This window comes from Clostridium malenominatum (assembly GCF_039521365.1).
GTDB classification, from domain to species: Bacteria; Bacillota; Clostridia; order Clostridiales; family Clostridiaceae; genus Clostridium_AW; species Clostridium_AW malenominatum.
Genome location: NZ_BAAACF010000003.1, coordinates 300,974 through 325,729, shown reverse-complemented (window position 1 = coordinate 325,729; position 24,756 = coordinate 300,974). Strand labels below are relative to the sequence as shown.

Genomic DNA, 24,756 nt, shown 5'->3' with positions numbered 1-24,756 from the left:
TCAAGAGTTCTGGCTGCCCATGCTGGACTCGAACCAACAAAATGCCTGCTCCAGAGGCAGGTGCCTTACCATTTGGCTAATGGGCATCAACTTTTTTGCCAATAGCGACATTATCATTATATCAAAATATAATTTACTGTCAACTGTTTTTCCTGAAAAACTTAGCTGCCTTGTGGATAAATAAGGTCAAGGCATAGTCGTATAGGAAGAAGGATACTTCTAATAATATTAGTATTATTGGCAATGGTAAAGGAAGCTTATTCAAGTCAAAGTTTGGAAGAACTAAGTAAATAGCTAAATAAGCTATATAAAGGCATAGGTTGAAAAAAACAAATTTAGCTATCAGTTCTAAATGTAAAGTTCCTATTTTTTCTATATACAATTTTATTATTCCGTAAATTCCAAAAAATATTATATACAAGAAAACGGAACCTTTAAAACCTATTATAAATAGGCCGAGCAAACTAGTACTTGTATATATGCCTAATGCGACTTTGATATTAGTCCCTATTACTCCTAAGGGTATTAGAGCAGAAGATATTACTAGTAAAAACAATTTATTAGTAGGAGCAATGGTACTAAGATATATAAAAATTACCCCCAGGGCTGAGAGAATTCCACCTTTAGTCAAATAAGAAGTTTTCATTAATAATACCTCCATATTGATTCAGATGCTTTAACAGCAACTTATTAAATCTCCACCACAACATTCACAAAAACAGTCTAAACAATAAAGAGTTGTACAAATATCACAAAAATCAGAGTCTCTGCCGTATCTACTATTTTGATAGGGCTGTCTATAAGTATTGTTCATATTATTTATTCTACTTAGAGTATCTCTATACTCCATATTGGAAGGGTCCATAGCCGTTGCTGTCCTTAGATAATTAATTGCAGAATCATACCAACCCTTTTTAAGGTTTATTACACCCATTAAGTAATTCCACTCTGCATTTCTTAAAGAAATTCTTGAAAGTTTTCCTTCGGCCTCTGAAAAATGGCCTAATTGTATATCCATTCGAATAGAACTATAGTCTGCATAATCATTATTGCTATTATAGCTATTACTACTACTATTGCTATAATCATTGGTATTTCTCATAAGATAATCATAAGCTTCATTTATTTCTCTCATTTTTTCTTCAGCTAAATCTCTTAACGGATTATTTCCATATTGATCTGGATGGTATTTTTTAGCCAGTTCTCTATATGCTCTCTTAACCTCTTCTTTTGAAGCTCCTTCTTTAATTTCAAGTATTTCATATGGATTTCCCATTACACTTTTCACTCCTTTTAAAAACTGTATCTATTTTTTCCATAAGACCAAATTGAAGTATATTATATAAAAGCTCTTCATTTTTCTTTAAAGGAAGTTTATTCATAAAATGAAGGCATTGCCTTGCACAAAAAGTTAAAATAAGGTTTATTCTATCCTTTGTATTTAAGATTAATGCTTCATAGGATTTATTATCCTTATTAAAAACAGAATTAATTCCATTGAACTTGTTTTCTTTCATATCCCTTTCTAAATCGTCCCAAGCATCTAATATATAAATCCATTTACCAAGATTATAACCTAAATTGTAAAGGTTATTTGAAACTTCATTATCCTCGCTAATATAAGAGGATAAAATATATCCCGTTAAGTAGGCGAAGGGATGGCTTAATTCATCTATGGAGGAAGAAATATTGTTTTCCTCTAGGGCATATAAATCCTTTAAAATTTTATCTATATTGTTAAAGCTCTCTTCATATAAAGTATGATTTTTGTTAATATAGCTACTTAAAATTCTTTTAAGTATTTTGCTTTTTAAAGATTGTTCATCTTTTATATTATCGATTAATTTAAAATAAGTTAAAGAAACATTGCAAAAGGCAGCATACTTTAAGGGCTTGTTTTCCTCAAGTACTATTTTTTTCTTTATTGGATGAACCATGCATCGTTGGGTTTCATACTTTGGACAGCTATCCTCAATGGAATCTAAAAGTATAGCTAGAAAGGTCATGTCATAATTTAAAACGAATCTTGGTATATTGCCAAAATTATTTTTAATAGCTTTGCAAAGACCACAATAATAAGATTTAAATTTTTCATAATCCTTTAATTTTAATTCCATTTTGCAGGGCGTTACATATCCAAACATAGCTATTGTTCCTTACTTTTAAAGAGTTTAATTAACTCATATATGCTCTTTGAAGTAGTGTCGTCCATAGTATATCCAAGTTTTAAAACTACTTCTTCTAACTCTTCTTCATTTGGAGATTCTATTTCAATATAAGGAAAAGGGCAAAAGGACTTATCATTTATATCTATTTCAATAAGTGAATTATTATACTTATAGCTTTCCCTATATTTTTTTATACATTGAGTAAGTTCTAAACCTAAAGCTTTGAAAATCTTATCCCCTTCATCAGGATTGGATATTAAAACTTCGTTTTCTTCCATAACTTTAAATTTATCACTATTAAGTAGTTTTTTTACTGTCATATAATATTTAGTTTCATAATGTAATAAATCTTCAACTATTCTAATTCTAGCATAACCATGCTCTTTTAAAAGGGACTTATCTTTAAAATCATAAAGGTTATTTATTTGATTTTCTTCCTTTACCTTTGCACAATTTAAATCCTTTATTTTTTGTCTAATATCTTCTAAATCAATGGTTAGTATTTTAACTTCAAGTTCTTTCAAACAAATCACTCCTATTTAATTGAGATTATAGCATATAAGAATAAATTACAAAATAAAAAAATAAATAATTACAAATATAAAGGGCAAAATAATTAGCGTAATCATAAAACTAAAATTCAGGAGGTAATAAAATGAATATAGGAAATAAGCAAATAGAAAGTAATAACCTAAAAGTTATATCAGATCAATTAGCTCATGAATCCTTAATGAATAAGAAATTCAATTTATATGCTCAGTATTGTACTGATGAAAGTTTAAAAAATCTATGTACTCAAGCAGCAAGTACTCATAAACAAAACTTTAATGATTTAAAGAGCTATCTTGATTCACATCAGTAAATTATATTAAATATTAGGAGGGACCATTTATGCATAATACACCAAATTTAACTGAAAAAGACTTGATGCAAGACTTACTAACTACTGAAAAACAGGTTATTTCAGCATATAGTACAGGAATAACAGAAACATCTTGTGAGAACCTTAGAACAGTTTTAGTAAATAATTTTAAAAAGACTGAAGATATTCAATATAAAGTATTTGATGCTATGAAACAAAAGGGATGGTATCAAACAAAAGATGCACCAGATAATGAAGTTCAAAAGGTAAAATCAGAATCAACTCAAATGCAACAAGAATTAAAATAATAATATAATAAAAAGAGGGAATTTTGAATAATCAAAATTCCCTCTTTTTATTTAATAACTTGAAAATAATAACAATTGTAAGGTATTATAGATATAATAGTGGGTAGTCATAGGATAAAGTATTATGCTAAAGAAAGGAATGTGAAGAGTTGCAATATATAAATGAAGTAAACATAAATGAAGCAGTTATACACATATTAGATAATAATGCTGAGGAGCCAATATTAAATGAATATAAATTAAATTTAAGCGAGGAAATATATACTTTTTTGTTAAAGCATATAGAAAAATGCTTAAAGGATGAAGATTTAAAATATGCTTTATTTAATGAGGAAAGAAACATAGTAAAGGAAATAAGTAGAGATTATTTAAGTGGTCAAATGGATATGATTGAAGCTTCAAAGGAGATAGGGAGACAACTTTTTGTACTAATGAAATCTAATGTAAATATACCTTCTGGAGATTTGATAGTAGTATCCTTATCCACAGAAATAGGTCCTCTTTTAGGAATACTGAAGATGGATTATATTAAAAATTACACTCATAGTGTGAACTTTGTAGAAAATAAAGTTGATATTGATATTGTTCCAGAATTAACAGGACTTCCCTCTAGCTCTCAAAGGATACAAAAATGTGCTTTTATAAAATTACTTTCAGAAGAAGAAGATTTTCATCTATATGTAATTGATAAACAAAAGAAAAAAGATGAGGAAGAATATGGAGCAAACTATTTTATTAATAAGTTTTTAGGGTGCACTATCATAGATAATAAAAGAGATTTAACTAAAAAGTTTTTCACAGCTACAGAAAAATGGACAAGAAACAATATAAAAGAAAATGCAGAAGAAGCAGAAAAAATTAGAAGTAGTGTAAGGAAAACTTTAAAAGAAGAAGAAAATATAGATCTACATAAGGTTTCAGAAGAAATATTTGGAGACAATAAAGAAGTTATAGCTAACTACATGGACTATGTTTATTCAGAGGGAGTAAAAGAAAAAATAGAGGTAGATAAAGACTGGGTGGAAAAGAAATACAAAAGAACTAGACTTAAAATTGATAAGGAAATAGATTTATACATCAATGAAGAGGCCTATAATGATGTAAATAAGTTTCAAGTGCAAAGAAATGGAGATGGAACTATAAATATAGTTATTAAAAATATTATTAATTATATTGAGAAATAATTTTCAAGATATTTAGTTGGTTAGTTTTTTAGTGTTTTAGTTATGGATGAAATTCCTGGGGGATTTCTAAAATAAAAAAATATAAAAACTCGTAAAGGAGTTTTATCAGTAACTAGGAATCTAAACAACTAAATATCTAAAAAACTAAAAAAGTTCCACCAGAGTATTTCCTGGTGGAACTTTTTTACACTCTCATTATAGAGTATTTGATGACCCTAAAACATTTTTAATTTTCTCTTTAACTAAGGCCTGTATTGCATCTCTTCCAGCGCCTATATATTTTCTTGGGTCTATTTCCTTTGGATTTTCAGATAATACTTTTCTAATAGAAGCTGTTAAAGCAAGTCTTAAATCTGTATCCATGTTTATTTTGCATACAGACATGGAAGAAGCTTTTCTAAGCATTTCATTTGGAACACCTTTAGCTCCACCAATTTCTCCACCAAATTCATTACACATTTCTACGAATTTTGGCTCAACGGAGGAGGCACCGTGAAGTACTATTGGAAAGTTCTTAATTCCAATGGCTTCTAATTTTTCTGTGATAGATTGAAGTCTATCGAAATCTAATTTAGCCTCTCCTTTAAACTTATAAGCACCGTGACTTGTTCCTATGGCTATTGCTAAGGAATCTACTCCTGTTCTTTTTACAAACTCTGCAGCTTGATCTGGATCTGTATAAGTAGCGTCTGCACTGGAAACTTTCACATCATCTTCTACTCCAGCAAGTTTTCCAAGTTCTGCTTCTACCACAACACCTTTGCTGTGAGCGTACTCTACAACTTCTTTAGTCAATTTAATATTTTCTTCAAAGTCATAGTGAGAACCATCAAACATTACTGAAGTGAATCCTGATTCTATAGCTAATTTAACCTGATCCATGTTTGCACCATGGTCTAAATGAAGTGCTATGTCAATTCCTGTATCTTCTATAGCGGCATCTACCATATGTTTTAAATATTTTGGTCCTGCATATTTAAGAGCGCCAGCGGAAACCTGTAATATTACTGGAGATTTTTCTTCTTTTGCAGCATTTACTACTGCTTGGATTATTTCCATATTGTTAATGTTAAAGGCTCCTATAGCATATTGGCCTTTAAAAGCCTTTTCAAACATTTCTTTAGTAGTTACTAAAGCCATAATATTTCACCCTCTACTCGTTATTTTTATTTATATAAATCTATTATAAATCATTATGCTAAGATTTTCTAGAATATGTTTCCTAAACTAATTTTCTCAATATCTAAGGTATGTTTAAAGAAAAATTTGATTACATGGAGGCTAGACATAGATTCTTCTTTATTCTTATGAATAACATATTGAGATAATTTAGCTAATTCACTATTGATATTATCTAACTCTGCATGGTTTAAAAATATGGACAGCTGATTGGAATGTTTTTGCCACTTATCTGATATTTCATTAATAACTAGTATAGATTTTTCCCAATTATCTTCCTGTATAGATTGCTCTAACCTCCTGTTTAAGGTTTCCAATTCACTATAAACTTTATCCATTGCATTTAAAGAAAATAATATACCAAAAATCATTATAAAAAATAAAAAGAAAGATATAAGTATATTTTTCATATTAATCCCCCTTAGTCTTTCCTAAATAATTTTGAAAATATAATTTGCCATGAGAGTCAATTAAAGCTATGAATACATCTTTAAATTCTTCTATGTCATTACGTTTTAAATTTTTCTTTAGCCAACTAACATCTTTTTTTATTAGCTTAAGATTTTCAAAGTTAACCTTTCCATCTAATATTAGGGTTACTGGCAATTTATCCTGAGTTATATTTACATTTACTTTAGTTAATAGATGTAAATCCTGTTTTGTTGCAGGGGTTAGCTCTGTTTTTGGAATTATAGACAATTGACCGCTAGTTTCTAAAATAGCATATTCTACATCAGAAATATTGTAATATCCTTGTAATCTTAGTTCTTCCATTAAATCATTGATATTAAACCTCTGATATTTTAACTCTTGAATATCAATCTTACCATTTTCTATCAAAATACTAGGACTTCCATTGATAATTTTCCTAAATGTTTCGCTTTTTAACTGTAGTATAGCTAAGATAGTCTGTAGAGTTAATAAAGTAATAATTGGAATTATACCGTGCAATAGAGGTATTCTTGTATCTTGCATAGGAAGAGCAGCAAGTTCAGAAATCATTATTGTTATGGCAAGCTCAAAGGGTTCTAATTGGCCAATTTGTTTCTTACCCATTAACCTCATAGCTCCAATTACTACTGCATATAAGATTATAGTTCTAATTAAAACAGTAAACACTAACATCACCTCATAGCATATAGTATTTGAAAAAACCCAAAAAATATTACTGGAAGTGAGCTAATTTTGAAAGTTTTGAGTATAATGAGATATAATGATATTATACTTACAAGGAATGGGGGATAATAGAATGGATAAAAATAAGCTAGGACAAATAATAAATAAGTATTCTTTAGAAAATGATGTACCCGTAGTGTTAGCTAAAGTAAATAATGATGTTTGTGAATTAACAAATATCGTTGATTTAAATGCAAAAATACAACCTATAGATATTTCAACTAATATAGGTATGAGAACTTATGTTAGAACTTTACAATTTATCTTAATAAAATCTGTCTTAAATGTATTTCCAGAAGCCACAATTTCTATAGAACATTCTCTAAGCAAGGGCCTTTATTGTGAAATACATAAGGAAAAGCCTTTAAGTAAAGAAGATGTAGTAAAAATTAAAGAAAATATGAAGGAATTAGTAGAAAGAAATTCTACAATAAATAAAGTTTCAGTTAAAAAGGAAGAGGCAATTAAGATCTTTAAAGATTATAAAATGGAAGATAAAGTTAGGTTGTTGAATCACGTAAAAACCGATGAAGTAAAGCTATATGAATTAGAGGGAAGATATGACTATTTTTATGGTGCCATGGCATACTCTACAGGAGTAGGGAAGGTTTTTGATTTAATGTATTATGAGCCAGGCCTTATATTAAGATTTCCTACAGAAAACAATCCAAGGGAAATACCAGAATTTATAGAGCATAAAAAATTGGCAAAGATATTTAAAGAAACTGAAGAGTGGGGCAGAATTTTAGAGGTTGGAGACGTGGGCTCACTAAACAACAAGGTAGAGAGTGGAGATATTTATAATATAATCAGAGTAGCTGAAGCCCTACATGAAAAGAAAACTGCGTATATAGCAGATATGATTAATGAAAAAAAGGATGTTAAATTAGTACTAATTGCAGGACCATCTTCTTCGGGAAAAACTACTTTTGCTAGAAGATTAGGAATACAGCTTAGAGTTAATGGAATGATTCCTATTCCTATAGGACTAGATGATTATTTTATTAACAGAGAAGATACTCCTAAAGATGAATTTGGTGAGTATGATTTTGAATCCATATATGCCTTAGATTTAGAATTATTTAATAAGCACTTGCAAGATATATTAAAGGGTGAAGAGGTAGAAATACCTAGCTATAATTTTATAACAGGAAAAAGAGAGTGGAGAGGACATAAGGTAAAGCTTCCTGCAAATGGTATTCTCATAGTAGAAGGAATACATGGGCTAAATGAAATCCTTACCTCTTCTATAGCTCCAGAAAATAAGTTTAAAATATATATAAGTGCTTTAACGCAGCTTAATTTAGACTCCCATAATAGGATAGCTACCACAGATGTGAGAATCATAAGGAGAATAGTAAGAGACTCTTTATTTAGGGGATATAGCGCAGAAGATACATTGAACATGTGGCCTTCCATTAGGCGTGGAGAAGAAAAAAATATATTTGTATTTCAGGAAAATGCCCATGTAATGTTTAACTCTACTTTAGTATACGAACTGTGCGTATTAAGACAATATGCGTTAAAGGAGTTAAATAAGATAACTCCATCTAGTCCTGTTTATCACGAAGGGTTAAGGCTAATTAGCTTTTTAAATTTCTTTAAGGATTTAGATATGAAACATGTACCTGATAATTCTATATTAAGAGAATTCGTAGGAGGTAGCTGGTTTCATTAATTTTACTATGTAAAGGTAATAAAATTTCTATTCAATCCATATAGATAAATATAATTAAATTGATATGTGGTGAATAGTATGAATCATAGAAAGGTAGTGCAAGGCTATTACGGTGATGTAAATAATTTAACAGATCTTCTATCTAAATTAATTAATTCATATAGATTATTAATCGGAGGAGCTGGTGAATTAAATACTATTGCTTTGGCTAGAAAAAAAGATGTAAAAGATGCCATTGATAGAGCAAATGAGCTAGGAGATATTATTGATGAATTAATCGATGCTTTAGACCAATGTTCCTGCGAATATAGCAATTATTGCAGAATCAAAGGTGAAATATTAAAAACCAAAATTCATGCTAAGTATATATTGACAGAAATAGATGAGGAATTAAAATTAAAAGAATAACCCTAATATAGAGAATATATATAGGGTTATTCTTAAATATTTTAAAGCTATATTTTTTTAAATTTAAATTTACTAACCATAAGATAAGAAAAAGAAACTAATAAAATTATGGCAAGCATAGGATGCATAATTCTATTTAGGGTAAGCAAAGAATAAAGAGCCATAAACATACCTGCTGCTGTAATTGGTACACCAGTAAAGGCACCATCAAAGGAGGAGGCATTAAATCTTGCTAGACGATAAGCTCCTGCTACGGGAAAAACTAATAATAAAAAGTAACCTATTAATCCATAATCGTAAAAATTATGCATATTAAACACTAATATAGATGGAGCTACTCCAAAGGATACTAAATCTGCAAGGGAATCTAACTCCTTACCAATCTCACTACTAACCTGTAAGTACCTAGCAACTCTTCCGTCGTATCTGTCCATTAATCCAGCTAATAATATGAATAAACAGGCATTTTTATATTCGCCTTGAAAAGTCATCATTAAGGATAAAATACCAAAGCATAGATTACCAAAGGTAAACAAATTGGGTACAGCGTTTTTTTGCATTAAATAATCACTCCTAAATTAACGTTATATATAATTATACTATATTATAAGAAATATATAATATAGTTTATTAAAATTTTCCTAAATATTATTTCCCTATAGTGGGTAAAATATTTTAGGAGGTGGATTTTTGATGAAAGTAAAAGATGTTATGACTAAAAGTTTAGCTACCTTAACCCCAGAAGATACTGTAGAACGTGCAGCTCAGCTTATGAGAGAGCATAATATAGGATCTCTTCCAGTTTGTGATGGAGATAAAGTAATTGGAATAATTACAGATAGAGATATTACTTTAAGATCTACAGCTGAAGGGGAAAATTCTCAAAGGCAAACTGTTAGGGATATAATGAGTTCTAATCCTGTAATAGTAAGTCCAGAAATAGAAGCAAGAGAAGCTGCTAGAATAATGAGCGAAAGACAAATAAGAAGATTACCTGTGGTAGAAGATAATTCCTTAGTAGGAATACTTTCTTTAGGAGATTTGTCTGTAGAACCTAACCTTTCCAATAAAGCAGGAGAAACTTTAACTGAAATATCGGAACCTAGTACTCCACATATATAGTTAAGAACTTTATTTTAAATAAACGTAAATGGCTAACTAAAAGCTGTTTGCGTTTATTCTTTATAGTTTGATGACATAAATATTGTAAAATGCTATAATAAAGTATGGTTAGTATTTAAAAAGAGAGGTCATAATATGAATAAGGTAAAATTTGTCTATAATCCATATTCAGGAGAAAATTTAATAATATCAGAATTAGATAAAATCATAAGTATTCATCAGCAGTATGGGTATACAGTAGTACCTTATAGAATAAGTAGTGAATATACTTTAGATATTGCCTTTGAGGATATTGAAAATGATTATAAATATATATTAATTGCAGGCGGGGATGGAACTGTAGATAGTGTAGTTAATTATATTAAAGAAAGAAATATTAATCTTCCTCTAGGAATAATACCTGTAGGTACAGCTAATGATTTTGCTAAATTCATAGGAATGCCAATGGATATAGAGGAGGCTTGCAAGCAAATACTAGAAAGTGAACCTTTGAGTGTAGATGTAGGAAAGGTTAATGATAAATATTTTATAAACGTAGCTAGTGCAGGATTATTTACAGATATATCTCAAAGGACGGATACAACTCTTAAAAATAACCTAGGAAAACTCGCTTATTATGTTAAAGGTATAGAACAAATCCCTAACTTTAGAAACATTAAAGTTAAAGTAACCTCTAAGGAAGTAGATTATACTGGAGACATGTATTTAATATTAGTTTTCAATGGGCAGACCGCAGGAAATTTAAACCTTGCTTATAAAGCAGAAGTTGATGATGGTATGTTAGATGTTATAATAATTCAAGCAGGGATGCTAAGGGATTTAATTCCGTTATTTATAAGCATGTTAAGGGGAGACCATTTAGAAGAGGTAACTAATTTATTATATTTTAAAACTGATAAACTACATATAGAATGCGATGAAGATATATTAACGGATATAGATGGAGAAAGAGGGCCTGACTTTCCTTTAACTATAGAATGTATAAGGGGAGGAGTAAAGATGCTAGGGGTATTAAAAACGAAAACTCCACCTAAAAATAAAAGTAGAGTACTTGCAAAAGGTAAGATAGATATAAAAAGGGCTGCCTCTAAATGATTTTATGATTTATTGCATGCAAAAAACATTAAATATCCATTAAATTCTTTATACCGTTGGATAAGTGAATATGAAGAATACGGAGAGAGTGCGTTACCAGGACATGGAACTGCACTCTATTTTTATCAGTATGAAATCAAAAACTACGTCAAGAAAATGCAGAACTGAAAAAGGCCTGCAAAATTACATGATAAATTTTTTTGATATTATAATAATTGTTCTGCCTTTAATGCAATAGAAACATATTCTATGAAGGCATAAGGACTATCTTCCAATCCAAGTAGACTCTTGGCTTTACCAATTCGAAAACGTATGGTATTTTCGTGAGTGTCGAGAAAATAAGCTGTTTTTTTGTAGTCGCCGTTATTTTTTAAATAAATTCGAATAGTTTCTAGGAGATTCGTGGAATATCGATTTTCGTATTCCTTCAGAGGTCCAAGTATTTTTTTACAAAACTCATTTAAAATTTCATGATTGCGTAAAGGAAGTAGCAGACTGTATATTGATAAATCATTATAATAAGTTACTCTATTTCCTGTTAACTGAGCAATTTTATGTGCGGAATAAGCTTCGTTGAAACTGCGAACAAAATCACGAGATTCTTCACATTTGCTACTAACACCAATATAAAATGTTTTTCCGTAGTAGGATAAAAGGTGTGTTAGAGAATTTATTGTACGTGAGAAATCTAAATGTGTAATCAGATCAAGAATTAAAAATCCCCCTTTATGATATCTAAGAAAATGTAGCTGAAATTGTGAAGATAAATCATTTTTCAAAAAATTAAAACGTAAAGACGGAAGCTCCGGATATGAAATATAAATACACAGATATTTTAACGGCAAATCTGGAGTTAGGTATTGTATGATATTATTACGTTCTTGACTATTTAATTTGTCATACAGAAGCTTGTTTATTTTATTTTCAGAGCTTAGAGCCAATTGCTCTGTTAGAATTAGTTCAGAAATGTCTTTGATAAGTTGTCCATATGGCACATCAGCATCAATCATAATAATAGGATAATTATTTCTATTTGCTAAGTGAAGGACTCTTTCTGGCATTTGATTAAGATAGCATTTTAAACCAATACAGCAGGAGCTTTGTGTTTGTATATAAAAATCAATTATGTTAAATACAAGGTCTTCATTATTTTGGGTTGTATAAAAACTATGTATATATAAGTCTCCTTTTGAAACTAAAGTGTACCCAGGGTCGCATGGATCTAAAGGACAATCTGTAAAATTAACTCTTAAAATTTCTCTATTGAGTCCATTCTTGCCAGATACTAGTTCTGCATTTTTCAAAACATCAAGTTGGAGGATATCTTTTACCGTAATACTCATATTAACTCCTTTCAAGATGCAAATTTTAAGTAAATATACATTTATTATGAGGTAATAAACTAAGAATGTCAATAAGTGTCATTGTAGGATTATACAATATAAAATTTTTTTCATTGTGTAAATCTATAATGAATTGCGATTGGAATACGTTTACAATAAAGATATATAAATTAGATGAGAAGGGGAGATAAGTATGAAAAAACTTGATTTACAAGAATTAAAAGATATTATGATGGGATGTGCAATTTTAGGAACTGGCGGTGGTGGTTCGATAGCAGAGGGGTTATCCGTTGTTGAAAAGGAATGGAATGCTGGGAAAGAATTTAAAATGCTTGATTTTGATGAAATTGAAGATGAATCATACTATGCAAGCCCATATTATTGTGGATGCATGGTGTCAGAAGAAGAGGAAGCAGAAGAAGAGATTTTTGATGGAACAGATATTGCCTTGTCTGTAGAAGCATTAGAAAAATATATGCAAACTAATTTCCATGGACTTGTATCAATTGAATATGGTGCAGGAAATACAGGAGAGGTTATGGCCATTGCTGCAAAGACTGGTAAATATATCGTAGATGCAGATGCTGCAGGAAGGGCTGTTCCGGAACTACAGTTTTCAACTTATTACGTGACTGGACAACCTATTACTCCGTTAGCAGTTGGAACAATCTATGGAGATGTAGCAATCATTCCAACTGTAAAAGATGATTCAAGAGCGGAAGCACTTGCAAGGTTTATGGCAGTTGCAACAAAGGGAGCAGTAGGGATGACGGATCATCCAATTCAAGGAAAAAATCTAAAGAAATCAGTTATTCCAGGAGCTCTTTCACATGCACAAAGAGTAGGACAGGCAAGAAGACAGGCAGAAGAGGCAGGAGAGGATCCAATTCATGCAATTTTAAAAGCCGCAAATGGTAAATTATTATTTACAGGACGTGCTACGGCAGAAACTAACTGGGAAAATAAAGATGGTTTTACACTTGGTAATATATATTTAGAAGGAATAAAAGAAAATGAAAACCAAAATGCAAGGGTTTGGTATAAGAATGAAAACATGATGATGTGGGTGGATGATAAATTGCGTTTAACTTGTCCAGATTTGATTTGTGTAGTAGATAGTGTTACTGGAACACCGATTACAAATCCAAATTGTAAAGAAGGAATGGAGCTTTGTGTACTAGGATTCCACTGCCATGATTTGTGGAAAACTGAAAAAGCTCTAGAAATTTTAAATCCAAGATTTTTTGGATTTGATGAAGATTGCATCTTCTTAGAAGACTAGTAGGGGGATAAAAGAATGGAAAGAACTTTAAAAGAAAAGAGATCATTTGAAGAAAAATATAATGATTACGAAAAAACACCAGTTCCAGAACATGCTAGGAAAACATGGATTGAGCAAGGTATGATTTGGCTAGGGGAAGGCTTTGGTTTAAGCGGTCTTGCAGTGGGTGGTGTGTTGGCAAATGGTTTATCTTTTAAAGATATGTGTATTGCAAGTGTTATAGGGGCTTTCATTGTTTTTTTACTGGCTACAATATGTGCTCTTGTAAGTACTTATACACATCTTCCAACATCTTTTAATTGCCGTAGATCCTTTGGAACTATAGGTGCCAAGATTATAGGTGTTATATTTTGTATCTGTAATTTTGGTTGGTATGCATTTCAAGCTGACTTGTTTGGAAACACAATATCATTCGTAGTGGAACAATTAAGTGGCAGTACAATTTCCCCAGTAATTTTTACTGTTATTGGTGGTTTGGCAATGTCTATGACGGCGGTATTTGGGTTTAAAGCAATTAAAATACTGAGTGAAATTGGAGTACCGCTACTATTTGTTCTTTGCATTACTGCTGTTATAAAAACAGGTACTATAGTTCCTATAGTAGATATAGTTAGCTCTGGCCCCATTGGTTCACCAATTAGTATCTCCTCAGGAATAACAGTAGTTGTAAGCTCTTTTGCAGTAGGCATTGCAATGATGGGTGATTTTAGCCGCTTTTGTAAAACACGTAAAGATTGTGCACTTGGTATTAGTTTAGGATATTTTTGGGGATATATTCCAGTTATGATATGTGGTGCTTTTTTTACATATGCATTTAAAAATTGGAATGTAGTCGAAGTTATGGTACTTACACTGGGGCTTGGAATATCTGGTGCACTTGTTCTTGTTATTGGTCAGTGGACTACAAATGATAATAATCTCTATGGAAGTGTGCTGGGATTAATGAATACCCTAGATGGCGTTTCAAAGATACCACGAATGAAGTTAACATTTATTTTAGGTGCTATAAGTACAGCAATTGCAGCATTTGGAGTATATAAATATTTTGTAAATTTTTTATCAATACTAGGTGTATTTATTACACCTATTGCAGGTATTTTAATTGCAGATTTTTATATTTGCAACAGAGAGAGCTATGATGAAGATTGGTCTACAGTTCATTGCGGTATCAAGTGGGATGCAATAATAGCATGGATAATTTCTTCTTTTGTGGGTCTTACCATGACTACAAAACCTATTGGTTTTGGATGGTTTGTCAATTTTGGTAATGTCATTCCAGTTCCTGTTATTTGTATTGCTGTAGCTATTGTGTTTTACGTTGCTTTAATAAAGTTTAAAAACTATAAAAAAATAAGGATATATAGGGAGGCTATATGAGTGTAGAAAGAGTATTTTATTATTTTAATGAAATATCTAAAATATCAAGAGTGTCTTTTGAAGAAAAGAAAATAGCTGATTATCTAGTGGAACAAGGGGAAAGAATGGGCCTTGAAGTTATTAGGGACAAAGAGAATAATGTAATCATAAAAAAAGCAGGAAATAGAATAGATAGCCCTGTTGTTGTTTTACAGGCACATACAGATATGGTATGGCAATCAGAAAATCTAGAGGAAACTTTAGAAAAAATACCATGCAATATTCATGTGAAGAATGGAAGAATGTGCACCAATGGAACAACTCTTGGAGCAGATGATGGGATTGGCGTTGCTTTGATGCTGACCCTTCTAGAAAATAATAAAAAAGAATATCCTGCTTTAGAGGCAATATTCACTGCAAATGAAGAGGAAACCATGGGTGGAGCCCTTGCTATTAGGAAAGAAAATGTAACTGGTGAATATATGATTAATCTAGATAGTGAGAAAGAAGGAGTTTTTACAATAGGAGCAGCTGGTGGAATTTCTTCATTCTGCAAGTTGCCAGTGCAGATTAAGGATTCTATAAAGGATAAAACAGTTAAAATAATGGTAACAGGTTGCATTGGAGGACATTCGGGTTTAGAGATTAACAGAAAACATGAAAATGCAATTAAAATATTGGTACGCTTTCTAAGAACTTTATCTAAGGATTCATTTGAACTGAAATCTCTTGAAGGGGGTAGTCGCTCTAATGCTATTCCAGAATGGGCAACTGCAGTTGTTAATACGGATGCTATAGAAATATTAGAAAAACAAATAATAGATTTTATGAAAAATTGTCAAAGTGAATGGTGTAATGAGGAAAAAAATCTATCAATATCAATAAAGCAGACAGAATACAGTTGCGTTGTATATGAGGATCAGTTCAAAGAAAGATTACTTTTGCTTTTAGAAAATCTTCCCCATGGTGTCTATAGTAGAACTGAAGATTTTGTATGTTCTTCAGTAAATTTAGCTATTGTTAGAGAAATCGAAAAGTATATTACAATAGAACTCACTTTGCGTTCTTCTTATGAATCATGGTATAGGGATGAAGTAAAAAAGATTACGAGGTTAATTGAGCACTTTGGTGGAGATTCAGAACACAAGGATGAATATCCTGCTTGGATGTATAAAAAAGATTCAGAGCTTATAAAAATATTTTTAGATACCTATTACGAACTATATGGTGAAGAAGCTGAATGTGAGAATGTTCATGCCGGGGTGGAATGTGGCATTATCATGAGAAATTGTCCTTCGGTAAAGGATGCTATATCAATAGGCCCTACTATTTTAAATGCACATACTATATTTGAAACACTAGATATAGAATCTGTAAATAAAGTGTATGCTTTGATAGATAAAGTTTTGCAGAATATTAATGAAAAAAGTAATCAAATATAAGAGGTAGGAAAGGAGACTATTATGAATACAAAATTCAAAAAATATATTATTATAATAGCACTTGGTTTAGCAGGGGGATCTATTTATTTCTTACCATATATAAAATATGTTTTTTACGATGCACATATAGCCTGTATGAATATTAATAACACTCAGTCAGGATTTTTAATGACTATATATACAATTGGCAACATGATTTTATATATTCCAGGAGGAATTTTGGCAGATAAGGTTTCTCCTAGAAAATCGCTTGTATATTCATCGCTGGGAACTTCTGCATTGGTGTTTTTATATGCATTTACTATGAAGAATTTTACGATATCAATACTTATTTGGATGTGTCTTGCATTTAGTACGGGCTTTGTTGTATGGTCTGCATTGTTAAAAACGGTAAGAATTATTGGAACGGAAAAAGAACAGGGGTTCTTATATGGTCTTTATTATGCTTGTAATGGAATTGCAGCGGCAGTTGTAAATGCAATTGCAGTATTAGTTTATCAGACAGGTGGAGATATGAGAACAGGATATTTTCGTGCATGCATTTTTGGTGGATTAGTACCTATTATAGTGGCAGTTATACTAATGATTTTACTAAAGGAGGAAGATTGTAATAAATCAGTGGATGACAATGAACCCAAGTTTCGTGTTAGTGATTTAACCAAATTATTAAAAACTCCAATAGTATGGGTTATATCTATAATCATGTTTTGTGGATATGGCTATTATATGAGTACATCTTATTTTAATCCATATTTAACGGAAGTATTTGGAATTTCTATTATTGACTCTGGATTTCTTTCAGCAGTAAGAACATATCTTCTTTTATTATTAGCTCCAGTTGGAGGATTAATTGCAGATAAATGCTTTAAATCTACGAGTAAATGGCTTTGTATAGCATTCCTTATTCTAGCCGGTTTATTTGGGATGGTGCTGATTTTACCACCAGATATTAATCCAACATTGGTTAGTATTTATACATTGATTCCTGGGGCCGTGGCAATGATGACATACGGAGTTATTTCTTCTATCGTGGCAGAAGTAGGAATTCCGAAGGCTATGACTGGTACAGCAATTGGTATTATTTCCATAGTTGGATATATGCCGGACGCAATATATTCCATGATGTTTGGAAACTGGATGGATAAGTATCAAAGTGCAGGGTACAATATGATTTTTATATTCTTAGCTATAACAGGTATTTTAGCCGCTATATTGTCATTTGTTGTTTTAAGGTATACTAAAAAACACAAAACCGAAAGTAAAGTGTTACAGACGGGCTTGTTTGATCAGCAATAGACGGTATTAATTGTCCAAAATCTGCTATAATCGTTATCCTCGATAGATTTTGAGAAAAGAAAGAAGGCCATCTTTAATGCGATAGCTTTAAAGATGGCCTTCAAATAATGCTTAAAAGGCATATAAGGATATACGCATACAAATAGGTAAAGCTAGTATATTGAACAATACCTTTTTGTCTACAGTATGAAATCACTAAGAAATCCTTAGTGATTTTTTTTCTTTCTAGGAATTAAACATTCTTTACCGCTACCAATTAAATCTTCTCTTCCTGCTTTTTCTAGAGCTTCTTTTACAAGATTATAGTTTTGAGGAAGAGAAAATTGCATAAGAGCTCTTTGCATATCCTTTTCCTTTTGTACTTTAGGTATATAAACCTTCTCCTTAGTCAAAGGGTTAACTCCTGTATAATACATTACTGTAGAAAGACTTCCAGGGGTAGGATAAAAGTCTTGTACCTGCTCAGGGGTATAGCCCATCTTCTTTATATACATAGCTAAATCTATAGCGGATTTTAAGTTAGAGCCAGCATGACTGGACATTAAGTATGGTACTAAATATTGTTTTTTCTTAAGCTTATTATTAATAAGGGTATATTTTTGAGAAAATCTTTCATAAACCTTATTGTCTGGTTTGCCCATTAAATTTAATACCTTATCATTAATGTGCTCAGGAGCTACCTTTAACTGACCACTTATATGATGTTCACATAATTCTTTAAAAAATGCATCATTTTTATCCAGCATCAAATAGTCAAATCTTATACCAGAACGTATAAATACTTTTTTAATTCCAGGAAGCTTTCGAATTTTTCTAAGTATAGATAAATATTCACTATGATCAACTATTAAGTTTTTACAAGGTTTTGGGAATAGGCATTGTTTATCCCTACAGGCGCCTTTTTCTTCCTGTATTTTGCAAGCTTTATTTCTAAAATTTGCAGTAGGTCCTCCTACATCATGTATATATCCTTTAAAATCTTTTAAAGTAGTTAACAGCTTTGCCTCATTTACTATAGAATCTTCACTTCTATTTTGCATTATTCTTCCTTGATGGAAGGTTAAAGCGCAAAAGGAGCAAGAACCAAAGCATCCTCTGTGGCTAGTAATTGAAAATTTCACTTCGGATATAGCAGGAATGCCGCCATCCTTCTCGTATATAGGATGATAGGTTCTAGTAAAAGGTAAATCATAAACTCTATCCATTTCCTCTTGAGTTAAAGGAAGCTGAGGAGGATTTTGAACTATATATCCATCACCATGTTTTTGTACTACTGTTTTACCTCTAATAGGATCTTGCTCGTAGTATTGAAGTTTAAAGCTCTCTCCATAAGCTTCTTTGCTGTTACAGCAGTCCTCATAAGAAGGTACTTCTCCAAAGTTTTTTAAATCTTCAATAGATTTTCTATAATACACAGCTCCTCTTAAATCCTTTATTTTTTCAAAACTCATACCATATCTAAGAAGTTCTCCTAATTGGGTTATAGTTTTCTCACCCATACCGTATAGAAGTAAGTCTGCCTTCGCATCAAGAAGTATACTTCTTCTTATTTTGTCATCCCAATAATCGTAGTGGGCAAACCTTCTTAAGCTACTCTCAATTCCACCAATTACTATAGGAATATCTTTATAGGCTTCTTTTACTTTATTAGAATAAACAATAACAGCTCTATCAGGCCTATGACCAAATCTTCCTCCTGGAGAATACAAATCCTCACGTCTTTTTCGTTTTGAGGAACTATAATGATTTACCATTGAATCGATGTTACCTGAATTTACTAAAAAGGCGTATTTAGGTTTTCCTAAAATCTTGAAGCTATTAATATCCTTCCAATCTGGTTGCGCTATAATTCCTACAGTAAAACCTAAATTTTCTAACACTCTTCCTATTATTGCAGTTCCAAAAGAGGGATGATCTACATAAGCATCTCCAGTAATTATAATAAAGTCTAGTTGTTCAATGCCTCTTTCTTTTAAATCTTTTTTATTTATAGGTAAAAATTTATTTTCTAATTTCATATATTTCTTCTCCATACTAAAAATCTTTTTATTTAATAATATTAACACAAACTAAGTAAAATATGAAATCGTATTATATATAGGGTAAAAATTAACTATACAGTTTATGGTAAAAAATATGGATTATTATTTTAAAATCTATATAATTTAATATATATTTATTTTTAGGAGGAAAACTAATGAATTATAAGTTAAAAAGTTATTTACTAGCAGTATCCATTACGGTTGGAACACTAATAACTATGCAAAATAATGTTTATGCAAAAGTTACTAATCGTATAGAAGGAAAAGATAGATTTAAAACATCAATTGCTATATCAAAAGAAGGATGGCAAAAATCTGATTATGCAATAATAGCAAATGGTATGGACTTTCCAGATGCTCTATCTGCATCACCACTTGCTGCAAAATATAATGCCCCAATTATTTTAGTTAATGGTAAAGAGTTAACTACAGAAATAAGGGACGAGCTCGCTAGATTAGAAATTAAAGAAGCTTTTATTGTTGGGGGTACTGGTGCCGTTTCGAAAAATATTGAAAACAGTATAACTAATATGGACATAAAAGTCGAAAGATATTGGGGAAATAATAGATATGAAACAGCTGTAGCAGTAGCTAAAAATTTGGGGGATTTTGAAGAAGTTGTAATAGCAAATGGTATGGGTTTTGCCGATGCTTTATCTATGGCACCTATTGCAGCTAAAAAAGGCATGCCAATACTTTTAACTTCAAAAGATACCTTGGATAAATCTGTTTCAAGCTTTCTAAATGAAAAGTTATCAGGAGATTCTTCAAAGGTCAAGGCATATATAATAGGAGGGCCTACCTTAGTTAGTGAAAATATTGAAAAGGGATTTTCAAATAAAGAAAGATTATATGGGCCTTCAAGATATGAAACCAATGCAGCTATTCTAGCTAAGTTTGATAAAGATATTAATTTTGAAAATATTTATATTGCAAGTGGACAGGATTTCCCAGACGCTTTATCGGGGTCAGCTTTAGCAGCTAAAAATTCTGCACCAATAGTATTATCAAACAAAGTAATGTCTTTTGAAGGAGAAAAATTTATAAACTCTAAGATGGAGTCTATAGTAAATATTAACATCATTGGTGGAAAAGCTATAACTTCTGAGGGGATTTTACAGGATTTAAATTTTTCGAATGTAGCTGGAAATAGTAAAGGAAATGCTCAAAACTTAGGGGTAGCCCTTAAATCAGGAGAATGGATATATCATAAAGATAATATAAATGGATATATTTTTAAATCTAGTAGTGATGGAAGTAAAATTACTCAAATAAACTCCGAGGATTCATATTTTTTAAATGTAGTAGGACAGTGGATATATTACACTGATATGGAAGGAAATATATATAAGGTAAGTATTGACGGTAAGGATAGACAATCAGTTAATGGATTAAAGGGAGATTATATTGAGATAGAGGGAAATTATATTTACTATTTAACAACTTCCGAACAAGGAGAAAAGTTGAATAGAGCAGACTTAGAAGGCAATAATAATGAATTTATAGGAGATGTTAATTCTTTAAATGTAGCCATAAAAGGTGATTGGGCTTATTATAGTGACGATTTAAATGGAGGAATATATAAGCTTAATGTAAATAATAAAGGAAATGCTACTAAGATATCTGAAGGTGCAGTTTCTTTTATGATATTAGAAGGAGATTCAATTTATTATTTAAATGATGAAGGAATTTTAAATAAAATAGGATTAGACGGAAATGATAGTAAAGTTTTAAGTAATAACCCAATGTATGGGTTCAATATTCAAGGAAGTAATATTTATTACTCTAATGGAAATGACGCTGGGAAGTTATATAAAATGAACCTAGATGGAAGTGAAGATATTAAGTTAGTTAACGAATCTTCAACTTTAATAAATATTGCTGGTGGTTGGATTTATTATATAAATGGAGAACTTCAATTTGTTAGAGTAAGAATTGATGGCACAGTGAGACAACTAATCAAATAGCAAATAAGAAAGAATAGAGAACAAATATGGATAAAATTTTTATAGAATTTTAGTCGTATTTGTTCTTTGTTATTTAACATCTATTCTCTGAAAAAGTACTAAGTAATTTTTCATCATTGGGAGCAATAAGTCAATACAATGAAATATATGGAGTATTCTGAACTAATACTATTGTAAAGTTGAATAATGGAGAAATTTAATAAAATTTAAATCTTTATAGTTGATTTTTGCTCTGAGAGTAATATAATAATAAGATAAGCAATTAAAAATTTAGGTGGTGAGATTAAATGGAAAGTGGCCCTTGTAGTGGTCAAAATAGCATTAACAAAATAATATATATAGCAGGGGAACTTTACTATTTAAGCAAGCTCCCCTGCTGAAAAAGGGGGGACCTTATGAGAATTATAGGAAGCTTTTTTCTAAACAACGTATTGTTTAAAAAGGTTGAGGATGAATTTGGTGATGTCATTGGAGTTTTGTGGGATGTTTATGTAACTACAGAAGATGGACTACCAAGAGTTATTGGATATAAGATAAAAAGAGGTAGAGAGGTTTTAAATTATGAGTTTAAAACCATATGCTTCTATGAGGATGAAAAAGGTAAGGTATATTTAAGGGTAAAAGGAGCAAGAGAAATAATACCGAGAACTTATACCTATTTATTGCGTGAAAACTTAATGAACAAACAAATTGTAGATATAAACGGAAAGAAATTAGTTAAGGTAAAAGATTTAAGAATAGCAGAAATTGCAGGAGAACTAAAGGTTATTGCCGTAGATACAGGAATATCAGCCGTGGGAAGAAGGATGGGCTTAGAAGGCTTAATAATAAAATTATGCCAGTTTATAAATAAGAAATATGAAGATACTTTAATAATGTGGGAGGATGTAGAATCTTTAGAAATGATAAATCACAATCTAAAGCTTTCAGTTTCTTACCAAAAGCTATCGAAGCTTCATCCAGCAGATTTAGCTGATATTCTTGAAAGAATGGATACAAGATATAGAACTATGATATTCGAAAATTTAGATGAAGATTTAGCTGCAAACATATTAGAAGAGATAGAACCAGAGATGCAAGTGGACATCTTAGAGAATATTAGCCATTTTAAACGAAAAGAAATATTAGACAACTTACCAAATGATGAGATTGCAGATATCTTAGATGAAGCAGATGAGGAAACTGTAGAAAAAATACTTTTAAATATGGAAAAGGAAGATGCAGAGGAAATAATGCATCTTATGAAGTATGAGGAAGAAGTAGTAGGAAGTTTAATGAATACAGACTTTATAGCCCTTAATATTAATATATCTGTAAGTGAAACTATTGAATTACTAAGGGATATGAAACCAGATGAAGAAGTGATGTATTATGTTTACATGACAGATGAAGAAGAAAAGCTTATAGGAGCAATATCCTTAAGAGATTTAATTCTATCTTCACCAGAAGATAAACTCAAGAACCTAGTTAAAGACGATTTAATTAAGATAAAAGACTCTCAAAGTATTGATGAAGCAGTGGAAATGGCTCTCAAATACCACTTGTATTCTATACCAGTGGTGGATAATGACAATAAATTATGTGGCATAGTAGTTATGAACGATATAATTGAAGAAGTAATAGCGCCAAGTTGGAAGAGAAAATTTAAAAAATAGATGTATTATTTTGCACTCTTAGGTAAAAAATAAGGTAAGAAAAATTAACATTACCGAGGAGTGCATTAACATGAAGAAATATTTTTCCTTTAAAAAGATAGTGCTATACATGATGATAGCTCTTATGACCTACTTTAGCGTATTTATATATTTAGCCCCTTATAATAAAGCTGTGGCAGTTGTAGCTTATTATTATGGTTCTAGAGGTGGTACTGTATATGAAATACAAAAAAAACTCAAGAATTGGGGATATTATAAGGGAGGCATTGACGGTATTTATGGCTACAAAACATTTACTGCAGTAAAATCCTTTCAGGCTAAAAATGGTTTAGCTGTAGATGGAGTAGCTGGAAATAAAACCTTGAACGCTATGGGGATTAAGACCAGTGGAGGTAGTACTGCAAATACTCAAACTACTAAGCCTAAATATAACAGCTCAAATCAAGACTTACAGTTGCTAGCCAGAGTAATAAATGGAGAAGCTAGGGGAGAACCTTATGAGGGTCAGGTAGCTGTTGGAGCGGTAATACTAAACAGATTAAGAGATCCAAGGTTCCCAAATACCATAGCAGGAATTATATATCAACCAGGAGCATTTACTGCCATTGCGGACGGACAAATACATGCTGCTATGGAGCAAAATAGTATTAGAGCAGCTCAAGATGCTTTAAATGGATGGGACCCTTCAGGTGGAGCTGTATATTATTTCAATCCATCAACGGCAACTAGTGCTTGGATATGGTCTAGGCCATTAATTAAAGTTATTGGAAAACATAGATTTTGTAGATAAACAGAGTTCTTGAATTAGATGGAGCTCGTCGACATCTAATTCTTAGAGATCGTTATCCAGATATTAATCGGATAAAAGGGTTGACAAATTAGAGAATTTTAATATAATGATTATATAAATCGTAGTAAAATAGTCGGAAATACATTGAAAAAGGAAAGTAATATATATGGAATATACAGAGAGGAAATTTAGTTTGCTGAGAGAATTTCTATGGAAAGTATGTATGAAGTGCCCTTTGGAGTAGTGCACCGAAGTTAGTAGGCTGCATCGGGTTTGCCCGTTATAGCAATAGAGCATTTGGTTAAGTGCTTGAAGGGATTTACATTTTATTAATTGTTAGGGTGGAATAAACGAAGCACTTCGTCTCTATTTAGAGGCGGAGTCTTTTTATTTATAAAAAATT

Annotated in this window: 24 protein-coding genes and 1 tRNA gene; 14 read left to right on the top strand and 11 right to left on the bottom strand. The window is 31.0% G+C overall.

Annotated features, from left to right (window positions below; translation table 11 throughout):
* Window positions 1-10 precede the first annotated feature (10 nt).
* The 5 genes from ABDZ69_RS13415 to ABDZ69_RS13395 form a co-directional block, all read right to left on the bottom strand.
* Window positions 11-86, bottom strand: a tRNA-Gln gene (locus ABDZ69_RS13415).
* A 53-nt stretch (window positions 87-139) separates the two neighbouring features.
* On the bottom strand, window positions 140-646 hold the full coding sequence (locus tag ABDZ69_RS13410) for a hypothetical protein (protein WP_343770394.1): 507 nt from the start codon (window positions 644-646) through the stop codon (window positions 140-142).
* A gap of 30 nt (window positions 647-676) precedes the next feature.
* Window positions 677-1,276 (bottom strand): J domain-containing protein, encoded by a 600-nt coding sequence (locus tag ABDZ69_RS13405; RefSeq protein ID WP_343770392.1) that lies wholly within the window; start codon window positions 1,274-1,276, stop codon window positions 677-679.
* Window positions 1,260-2,144 carry a DUF5685 family protein gene (locus ABDZ69_RS13400; RefSeq protein WP_343770390.1) on the bottom strand — a complete coding sequence of 295 codons (885 nt, stop codon included), beginning with the start codon at window positions 2,142-2,144 and terminating at the stop codon, window positions 1,260-1,262. The genes ABDZ69_RS13405 and ABDZ69_RS13400 overlap by 17 nt, the downstream gene beginning before the upstream one ends.
* A gap of 2 nt (window positions 2,145-2,146) precedes the next feature.
* Complete coding sequence (locus ABDZ69_RS13395) at window positions 2,147-2,692, bottom strand: class IV adenylate cyclase (protein ID WP_343770388.1); 546 nt, start codon at window positions 2,690-2,692, stop codon at window positions 2,147-2,149.
* Between the two features lie 131 nt (window positions 2,693-2,823).
* Between ABDZ69_RS13395 and ABDZ69_RS13390 the strand changes: the two genes are divergently transcribed.
* The 3 genes from ABDZ69_RS13390 to ABDZ69_RS13380 all read left to right on the top strand — a co-directional run bounded on the left by ABDZ69_RS13390 (window position 2,824) and on the right by ABDZ69_RS13380 (window position 4,522).
* On the top strand, window positions 2,824-3,030 hold the full coding sequence (locus ABDZ69_RS13390) for a hypothetical protein (protein ID WP_343770386.1): 207 nt from the start codon (window positions 2,824-2,826) through the stop codon (window positions 3,028-3,030).
* A 29-nt stretch (window positions 3,031-3,059) separates the two neighbouring features.
* Window positions 3,060-3,338 carry a spore coat protein gene (locus ABDZ69_RS13385; protein ID WP_343770384.1) on the top strand — a complete coding sequence of 93 codons (279 nt, stop codon included), beginning with the start codon at window positions 3,060-3,062 and terminating at the stop codon, window positions 3,336-3,338.
* Window positions 3,339-3,487: 149 nt separating this feature from the next.
* Complete coding sequence (locus ABDZ69_RS13380; protein WP_343770382.1) at window positions 3,488-4,522, top strand: nucleoid-associated protein; 1,035 nt, start codon at window positions 3,488-3,490, stop codon at window positions 4,520-4,522.
* Window positions 4,523-4,717: 195 nt separating this feature from the next.
* Here ABDZ69_RS13380 and fba read toward each other — a convergent pair whose 3' ends face one another.
* The 3 genes from fba to ABDZ69_RS13365 form a co-directional block, all read right to left on the bottom strand.
* The gene (fba, locus tag ABDZ69_RS13375; RefSeq protein ID WP_343770380.1) at window positions 4,718-5,662 is read right to left on the bottom strand and encodes a class II fructose-1,6-bisphosphate aldolase; all 945 of its coding nucleotides are present in this window, start codon (window positions 5,660-5,662) and stop codon (window positions 4,718-4,720) included.
* Window positions 5,663-5,730: 68 nt separating this feature from the next.
* Entirely contained in the window at window positions 5,731-6,111 is a 381-nt protein-coding gene (locus ABDZ69_RS13370; RefSeq protein ID WP_343770379.1) for a DUF4363 family protein, read from the bottom strand.
* 1 nt (window position 6,112) lies between these two features.
* Window positions 6,113-6,820 (bottom strand): DUF421 domain-containing protein, encoded by a 708-nt coding sequence (locus ABDZ69_RS13365; protein WP_343770378.1) that lies wholly within the window; start codon window positions 6,818-6,820, stop codon window positions 6,113-6,115.
* 130 nt (window positions 6,821-6,950) lie between these two features.
* Here ABDZ69_RS13365 and ABDZ69_RS13360 point away from each other — a divergent pair, with 130 nt between their 5' ends.
* Window positions 6,951-8,555 (top strand): nucleoside kinase, encoded by a 1,605-nt coding sequence (locus tag ABDZ69_RS13360; protein WP_343770376.1) that lies wholly within the window; start codon window positions 6,951-6,953, stop codon window positions 8,553-8,555.
* 78 nt (window positions 8,556-8,633) lie between these two features.
* The gene (locus ABDZ69_RS13355) at window positions 8,634-8,963 is read left to right on the top strand and encodes a hypothetical protein (protein ID WP_343770374.1); all 330 of its coding nucleotides are present in this window, start codon (window positions 8,634-8,636) and stop codon (window positions 8,961-8,963) included.
* Window positions 8,964-9,010: 47 nt separating this feature from the next.
* On the opposite strand, the gene pssA is transcribed toward ABDZ69_RS13355, so the two are convergent.
* Window positions 9,011-9,523: a CDP-diacylglycerol--serine O-phosphatidyltransferase gene (pssA, locus tag ABDZ69_RS13350; RefSeq protein ID WP_343770372.1), complete on the bottom strand. Its 513-nt coding sequence runs from the start codon at window positions 9,521-9,523 to the stop codon at window positions 9,011-9,013.
* A 133-nt stretch (window positions 9,524-9,656) separates the two neighbouring features.
* Here pssA and ABDZ69_RS13345 point away from each other — a divergent pair, with 133 nt between their 5' ends.
* The gene (locus ABDZ69_RS13345; protein WP_343770681.1) at window positions 9,657-10,085 is read left to right on the top strand and encodes a CBS domain-containing protein; all 429 of its coding nucleotides are present in this window, start codon (window positions 9,657-9,659) and stop codon (window positions 10,083-10,085) included.
* Between the two features lie 135 nt (window positions 10,086-10,220).
* On the top strand, window positions 10,221-11,180 hold the full coding sequence (locus ABDZ69_RS13340; protein ID WP_343770371.1) for a YegS/Rv2252/BmrU family lipid kinase: 960 nt from the start codon (window positions 10,221-10,223) through the stop codon (window positions 11,178-11,180).
* Between the two features lie 206 nt (window positions 11,181-11,386).
* Here the strand turns inward: ABDZ69_RS13340 and ABDZ69_RS13335 are convergent, their stop codons facing one another.
* Window positions 11,387-12,523, bottom strand: coding sequence for a PucR family transcriptional regulator (locus tag ABDZ69_RS13335; RefSeq protein ID WP_343770370.1), 1,137 nt, complete (start codon window positions 12,521-12,523; stop codon window positions 11,387-11,389).
* A gap of 193 nt (window positions 12,524-12,716) precedes the next feature.
* Here ABDZ69_RS13335 and ABDZ69_RS13330 point away from each other — a divergent pair, with 193 nt between their 5' ends.
* From ABDZ69_RS13330 to ABDZ69_RS13315, 4 genes are read left to right on the top strand one after another with little or no spacing between them, the layout of a single operon-like run.
* Window positions 12,717-13,805 (top strand): S-methyl thiohydantoin desulfurase family protein, encoded by a 1,089-nt coding sequence (locus ABDZ69_RS13330; RefSeq protein ID WP_343770369.1) that lies wholly within the window; start codon window positions 12,717-12,719, stop codon window positions 13,803-13,805.
* A gap of 15 nt (window positions 13,806-13,820) precedes the next feature.
* Window positions 13,821-15,182: a purine-cytosine permease family protein gene (locus ABDZ69_RS13325; protein ID WP_343770368.1), complete on the top strand. Its 1,362-nt coding sequence runs from the start codon at window positions 13,821-13,823 to the stop codon at window positions 15,180-15,182.
* Window positions 15,179-16,603, top strand: coding sequence for a beta-Ala-His dipeptidase (pepD, locus tag ABDZ69_RS13320; protein ID WP_343770366.1), 1,425 nt, complete (start codon window positions 15,179-15,181; stop codon window positions 16,601-16,603). Before ABDZ69_RS13325 ends, pepD begins: the two co-directional genes overlap by 4 nt.
* Before the next feature lie 21 nt (window positions 16,604-16,624).
* Window positions 16,625-17,899, top strand: coding sequence for an MFS transporter (locus ABDZ69_RS13315; protein ID WP_343770365.1), 1,275 nt, complete (start codon window positions 16,625-16,627; stop codon window positions 17,897-17,899).
* Window positions 17,900-18,105: 206 nt separating this feature from the next.
* Here ABDZ69_RS13315 and ABDZ69_RS13310 read toward each other — a convergent pair whose 3' ends face one another.
* A complete protein-coding gene (locus ABDZ69_RS13310) occupies window positions 18,106-19,917 on the bottom strand; it encodes a YgiQ family radical SAM protein (protein ID WP_343770364.1) in 1,812 nt (603 codons plus the stop codon).
* 179 nt (window positions 19,918-20,096) lie between these two features.
* On the opposite strand from ABDZ69_RS13310, the gene ABDZ69_RS13305 reads away from it, so the two are divergent.
* From ABDZ69_RS13305 to sleB, 3 genes are all read left to right on the top strand, one after another.
* Window positions 20,097-21,908 carry a cell wall-binding repeat-containing protein gene (locus tag ABDZ69_RS13305; RefSeq protein ID WP_343770363.1) on the top strand — a complete coding sequence of 604 codons (1,812 nt, stop codon included), beginning with the start codon at window positions 20,097-20,099 and terminating at the stop codon, window positions 21,906-21,908.
* 395 nt (window positions 21,909-22,303) lie between these two features.
* Window positions 22,304-23,563, top strand: a complete 1,260-nt coding sequence (locus ABDZ69_RS13300) for a magnesium transporter (protein WP_343770361.1) — start codon at window positions 22,304-22,306, stop codon at window positions 23,561-23,563.
* Window positions 23,564-23,633: 70 nt separating this feature from the next.
* Window positions 23,634-24,353, top strand: coding sequence for a spore cortex-lytic enzyme (gene sleB, locus ABDZ69_RS13295; RefSeq protein WP_343770359.1), 720 nt, complete (start codon window positions 23,634-23,636; stop codon window positions 24,351-24,353).
* The last annotated feature ends 403 nt before the right edge of the window (window positions 24,354-24,756 follow it).

Bases quoted from the DNA above. Each gene is read 5' to 3' on its own strand.
- ABDZ69_RS13315 (WP_343770365.1), top strand. From the start codon at position 16,625: ATGAATACAAAATTCAAAAAATATATTATTATAATAGCACTTGGTTTA.
- ABDZ69_RS13390 (WP_343770386.1), top strand. From the start codon at position 2,824: ATGAATATAGGAAATAAGCAAATAGAAAGTAATAACCTAAAAGTTATA.
- ABDZ69_RS13370 (WP_343770379.1), bottom strand. From the start codon at position 6,111: ATGAAAAATATACTTATATCTTTCTTTTTATTTTTTATAATGATTTTT.
- ABDZ69_RS13410 (WP_343770394.1), bottom strand. From the start codon at position 646: ATGAAAACTTCTTATTTGACTAAAGGTGGAATTCTCTCAGCCCTGGGG.
- sleB (WP_343770359.1), top strand. From the start codon at position 23,634: ATGAAGAAATATTTTTCCTTTAAAAAGATAGTGCTATACATGATGATA.
- ABDZ69_RS13405 (WP_343770392.1), bottom strand. From the start codon at position 1,276: ATGGGAAATCCATATGAAATACTTGAAATTAAAGAAGGAGCTTCAAAA.
- pssA (WP_343770372.1), bottom strand. From the start codon at position 9,523: ATGCAAAAAAACGCTGTACCCAATTTGTTTACCTTTGGTAATCTATGC.
- ABDZ69_RS13330 (WP_343770369.1), top strand. From the start codon at position 12,717: ATGAAAAAACTTGATTTACAAGAATTAAAAGATATTATGATGGGATGT.
- ABDZ69_RS13385 (WP_343770384.1), top strand. From the start codon at position 3,060: ATGCATAATACACCAAATTTAACTGAAAAAGACTTGATGCAAGACTTA.
- ABDZ69_RS13400 (WP_343770390.1), bottom strand. From the start codon at position 2,144: ATGTTTGGATATGTAACGCCCTGCAAAATGGAATTAAAATTAAAGGAT.
- ABDZ69_RS13325 (WP_343770368.1), top strand. From the start codon at position 13,821: ATGGAAAGAACTTTAAAAGAAAAGAGATCATTTGAAGAAAAATATAAT.
- ABDZ69_RS13360 (WP_343770376.1), top strand. From the start codon at position 6,951: ATGGATAAAAATAAGCTAGGACAAATAATAAATAAGTATTCTTTAGAA.
- ABDZ69_RS13340 (WP_343770371.1), top strand. From the start codon at position 10,221: ATGAATAAGGTAAAATTTGTCTATAATCCATATTCAGGAGAAAATTTA.
- ABDZ69_RS13305 (WP_343770363.1), top strand. From the start codon at position 20,097: ATGAATTATAAGTTAAAAAGTTATTTACTAGCAGTATCCATTACGGTT.
- ABDZ69_RS13345 (WP_343770681.1), top strand. From the start codon at position 9,657: ATGAAAGTAAAAGATGTTATGACTAAAAGTTTAGCTACCTTAACCCCA.
- fba (WP_343770380.1), bottom strand. From the start codon at position 5,662: ATGGCTTTAGTAACTACTAAAGAAATGTTTGAAAAGGCTTTTAAAGGC.
- ABDZ69_RS13335 (WP_343770370.1), bottom strand. From the start codon at position 12,523: ATGAGTATTACGGTAAAAGATATCCTCCAACTTGATGTTTTGAAAAAT.
- ABDZ69_RS13300 (WP_343770361.1), top strand. From the start codon at position 22,304: ATGAGAATTATAGGAAGCTTTTTTCTAAACAACGTATTGTTTAAAAAG.
- ABDZ69_RS13310 (WP_343770364.1), bottom strand. From the start codon at position 19,917: ATGAAATTAGAAAATAAATTTTTACCTATAAATAAAAAAGATTTAAAA.
- pepD (WP_343770366.1), top strand. From the start codon at position 15,179: ATGAGTGTAGAAAGAGTATTTTATTATTTTAATGAAATATCTAAAATA.
- ABDZ69_RS13355 (WP_343770374.1), top strand. From the start codon at position 8,634: ATGAATCATAGAAAGGTAGTGCAAGGCTATTACGGTGATGTAAATAAT.